The following is a 3,692-nucleotide window of genomic DNA, read 5'->3' as shown; positions in this document are numbered from 1 at the left end:
CTGTATATAGTTAGGGTTCCTGTAGCCATTGTCTTTTATCAAAATTGTACATATTAAAACAGTCAAAAGTGTACATATCATCGTTGACATTTATATGACTTTCGATAAACCAATAAATCGGAATGAATCTGATACAACAGTTGGTAGTTTCATGAGAAGTGAAACAAAAACACCTGAAGAACACTTGATATGCAAAGAAAATATACAAAAATACAAGTTTAATATAGAAAATCCATCACTGTATAATGCTTTAACTAAATTAAACAAAAAACAGATACAGATTTTATATTTATATTATGTGAAAGGGTATAACAATAAAAATATTGCAGAGTATTTTGGCCAAACAGAACAAAATATTAGTTATTGGCATAAAAAGACGTTAAAACAATTAAAAAGCATTATTAACGAAAATACTAAAAGGAGTGAACAATAATGAAAATACAAGATGAAGAAATAGAACTGATATTACAAATTCTTGATAATAGAATTAAAAAACATATTAGACAAACAATACCAGATGAAAGAGAAGACCTGGAACAAGAAATAAAAATAAAAATAATTGACAAAATTAGTATCTTAAAAAATGAATATACTCCGGGCTTTTTTGAGTTTATTCAAAAACAAGGGGGCTTCGAATGAGGCGTGTCAGGACTTTAGAGTGCGGCAGTCGGGACACATACATTTAATTAGACAATGAAAAAATGCAATAAAAACATACTAACATTAGTAGTACAAACCAAGGCTAGATTTTGTGCTACTATTTTTTTATAGTAGAAGTGAAGCAAGTTCGAACAGCCCCGTGGGATCGATGAAGAGTCCGCATTAAAAACCGACCATCTTCACACCCTTATGTGAATCAGTTTAGTATGTTGGATCCGTAGAGATCGTGTAAAAGAAAATGGAATCGATAAGGCACTGTGAAGACTTCTGTGATTGGCTAAAAAGGAGAAATGGATATGCAACATGTAGTCGCTCTTGATGTAAGGATGGGGAAAAGTACGATGGTGATTTACAACCGATATCACCAATGTGAATTTGAAGGAGAACTTCTTTATACTAAATCTCATTCGAAAATGTTGAATGAGCAGCTCCAAACCTTAACAAAACAGGATGGACAAGCACCAGAGATTGTATTTGAAGCAACAGGTGTATATTCCGCATCAGTAGAACGATTTTTTCAAACGGCAGGTTATACCTACCATCGAGTGAACCCTCTGGAAGCGCACCTTCAAATGGCCTCGATGCGTCGACAAAAAACAGACACAAGCGATGCGCATGAACTCGCAAAATCACATTTTCAGGTTGAACGTACAGCTACTTATCAGGAAGAAGATTATTATAAACAAATGCGAGCACTCACACGTTACTATAATGAATAAGATCATGAAATCACTTATCTATTTAGTCGCCAGCATGCCACTCTACAACTCAGTTTTCCGGAATTAGAAACACTATTTTCGACACGCTCGGCTCGGCACTTTTTCTCAATGTCGTACAGCTCTATCCACATCCCGATGACGTACTCGCTTGTTCTAAAACCATCATTCGTAATCAGCTAAAAGCGAATACAAGAAAGAATCTATCTCTTTCGCGAGCAGACGTAAAAGGACTCGCTTTACTAGAAGCTGCGAAGGATTCGTATCCGGCGATTTCAAAAAACGACGTGCGTTGTGAACAAGCACGTGACTATGCGAAAAGAATCGCGGATTTAAGAGAAAAGAAAGAAGAGCTAGTGAAACAAATGGTTGAGTTGTCGCAGGGAAGAACAGAATATCACGTACTGATTTCCTTTCCAGGTATCGGCGAAGCGACAGCTGTTCGTATCATCGGAGAGCTTGGGGATATCGGCCGTTTTAAAAGTCATAAACAGTTAAATACCTATGTTGGAATTGATGTGATGCGTTATCAATTAGGAAATACCTATTACAAAGATAAGATCAATAAACGAGGAAATAATAAGCTACGAAAAATATTGTTTTATATGATTCAGACGATTGATTAAATTACGTCGATTCGGTGGGAATCACTTGGTGGATTATTATGACAAATTAAAAACGCAACTTCAAGGAAAGCCCCATAAAGTTGCGTCAATTGTCTGTGTGAACAAGTTCTTGAAAGTAGCATTTCACCTAATTACACACAGTATTACCTACAATTACGAAGTAGTCTCAACCAGTTCGTAATCAGTACTTCTACTATATAGTTGACCTTTCGAAAAAATGAATTTCGTTAGGTCTCTTTGGCATGCGCAAACTTATTTTTTGGAAGGGGGTACCCCCTTCCTCCAAAAATAAGTCCATCTCCCTAAAAAGATTTATCTAAAACTACTTGACTAGAGGTAAGAAGAGGCTGTCCAGAAAGTCAGTAAAAACTGATTTTCAGTGACAGCCCCGTTATCTTTTAATGAAAGTTTTCTATAAAAAAAATCGTCCCATCTAGTAAAATGTAAGTGGGCAAACAAACATTTCAGAAAGGACGATTTTTTATGAGCAATCCGAAGATTACTAATAACGAGTATAGCGCACAAATGATTCTTCCTCTAGAGGTAAAAGTGAAACCATTTGTAACCAAGACCTATACTGCCCCCAAGTTTAAAACCTACAATAACCGCCAAAGCTTTGCCATTTTGGATGCGGAAGGGCTCGGCTCATCCCAGAACATCATGTCGCCCGTGTGGTCGATGAGATGATCGAATCCATTCCTGATGAGCAATTGGCATCCCATTATTCCGGCGGCGGTCGTCCTCCGTTTCATCCTAAATGAATGCTCAAAGTCATTCTATATGCTTATTCCCAAAGGGTGTATTCCTGTCAAGAGATTGAGAAGTTGACCAGGGAAAATGTTCCAGCCATGTGGCTGGCTGCGATGCATCAGCTGGATTTTCGTACTATCAACGACTTTCGGGGCAAGCGCATGAAAAACCTGATGGATGAATTGTTTGAAGCCATGATTGTTCGGCTGATTGAAGAAGGATACATCACATTGGAAAGCTACTTCTTGGATGGCACCAAACTGGAGGCCAATGCCAATAAGAATTCTTTCGTGTGGAAAAAATCCACCATTCGTTTTGAAGAGAAACTGAAAGAGAAAATCAAAGAAATGCTTCAGCAGATCGATGAAATTGCCGAGGCGGAAGCTTTGGAGCTTGCGGATCTACCGAAAGGGGAAGCGACACCTGAGCGGCTTGAGTCAATCGCCAGTCAGCTCGAAAAGAAGGTTGATGCCTTGACGCAAGAAATCGAAGCAGCCGAAGAAGTGCCTGTTCGCAAAGAACTACGGAAGCGCCGCAGTACGTTGAAAAAGCCGGTGAAGATGATCCGTGAGAACTTTGTACCGCGTATCCACAAATATCGCATGTATCATGAGACATTCGGCGACCGTAACAGCTTTTCAAAAACAGACCCTGATGCCACTTTCATGCGCATGAAGGATGACTACATGAAAAACGGCCAGCTAAAGCCCGGATATAACGTACAGGCAGCAACGAAAAACCAGTTCATCGTTTAGTATTCTATCCATCAACGCCCCACTGACACGCGCTGTTTCATCCCGCATATGGAGAAACTCGCTGGGTCTGGTTTGCCGATGCAGGCTACAGAGTCAAGTCCACATTTATGTGTAAAAGTTTTCGACCTTTGCATAATGTTAAATTTGTGTATTCATCAAAGCACAGCCACAGCGAAGCTGCTTGC

The 3,692-nt window shown here is 39.1% G+C and carries 4 protein-coding genes and 1 pseudogene; all 5 read left to right on the top strand.

Annotated elements, in window-relative coordinates:
• Positions 1 to 151: 151 nt before the first annotated feature.
• The 5 genes and pseudogenes from JOC94_RS22480 to JOC94_RS22460 all read left to right on the top strand — a co-directional run bounded on the left by JOC94_RS22480 (position 152) and on the right by JOC94_RS22460 (position 3,507).
• A complete protein-coding gene (locus tag JOC94_RS22480; protein ID WP_205180417.1) occupies positions 152 to 433 on the top strand; it encodes a sigma-70 family RNA polymerase sigma factor in 282 nt (93 codons plus the stop codon).
• Complete coding sequence (locus tag JOC94_RS22475) at positions 433 to 639, top strand: hypothetical protein (protein ID WP_077111652.1); 207 nt, start codon at positions 433 to 435, stop codon at positions 637 to 639. The genes JOC94_RS22480 and JOC94_RS22475 overlap by 1 nt, the downstream gene beginning before the upstream one ends.
• A 317-nt stretch (positions 640 to 956) precedes the next feature.
• A pseudogene (locus tag JOC94_RS22470) lies at positions 957 to 2,183 on the top strand (IS110 family RNA-guided transposase).
• A gap of 302 nt (positions 2,184 to 2,485) precedes the next feature.
• Positions 2,486 to 2,689: a hypothetical protein gene (locus JOC94_RS22465; RefSeq protein WP_077111654.1), complete on the top strand. Its 204-nt coding sequence runs from the start codon at positions 2,486 to 2,488 to the stop codon at positions 2,687 to 2,689.
• A 74-nt stretch (positions 2,690 to 2,763) separates the two neighbouring features.
• On the top strand, positions 2,764 to 3,507 hold the full coding sequence (locus tag JOC94_RS22460) for a transposase (RefSeq protein ID WP_077111655.1): 744 nt from the start codon (positions 2,764 to 2,766) through the stop codon (positions 3,505 to 3,507).
• Positions 3,508 to 3,692: the final 185 nt, after the last annotated feature.

This window comes from Siminovitchia thermophila (assembly GCF_016909185.1).
GTDB classification, from domain to species: domain Bacteria; phylum Bacillota; class Bacilli; order Bacillales; family Bacillaceae_C; genus Siminovitchia; species Siminovitchia thermophila.
This window is presented reverse-complemented; position numbering and strand designations above follow the sequence as displayed.

What these genes read in the sequence shown, in the direction of transcription:
- JOC94_RS22480 (WP_205180417.1), top strand. Translation starts at nt 152, where the DNA reads ATGAGAAGTGAAACAAAAACACCTGAAGAACACTTGATATGCAAAGAA.
- JOC94_RS22475 (WP_077111652.1), top strand. Translation starts at nt 433, where the DNA reads ATGAAAATACAAGATGAAGAAATAGAACTGATATTACAAATTCTTGAT.
- JOC94_RS22465 (WP_077111654.1), top strand. Translation starts at nt 2,486, where the DNA reads ATGAGCAATCCGAAGATTACTAATAACGAGTATAGCGCACAAATGATT.
- JOC94_RS22460 (WP_077111655.1), top strand. Translation starts at nt 2,764, where the DNA reads ATGCTCAAAGTCATTCTATATGCTTATTCCCAAAGGGTGTATTCCTGT.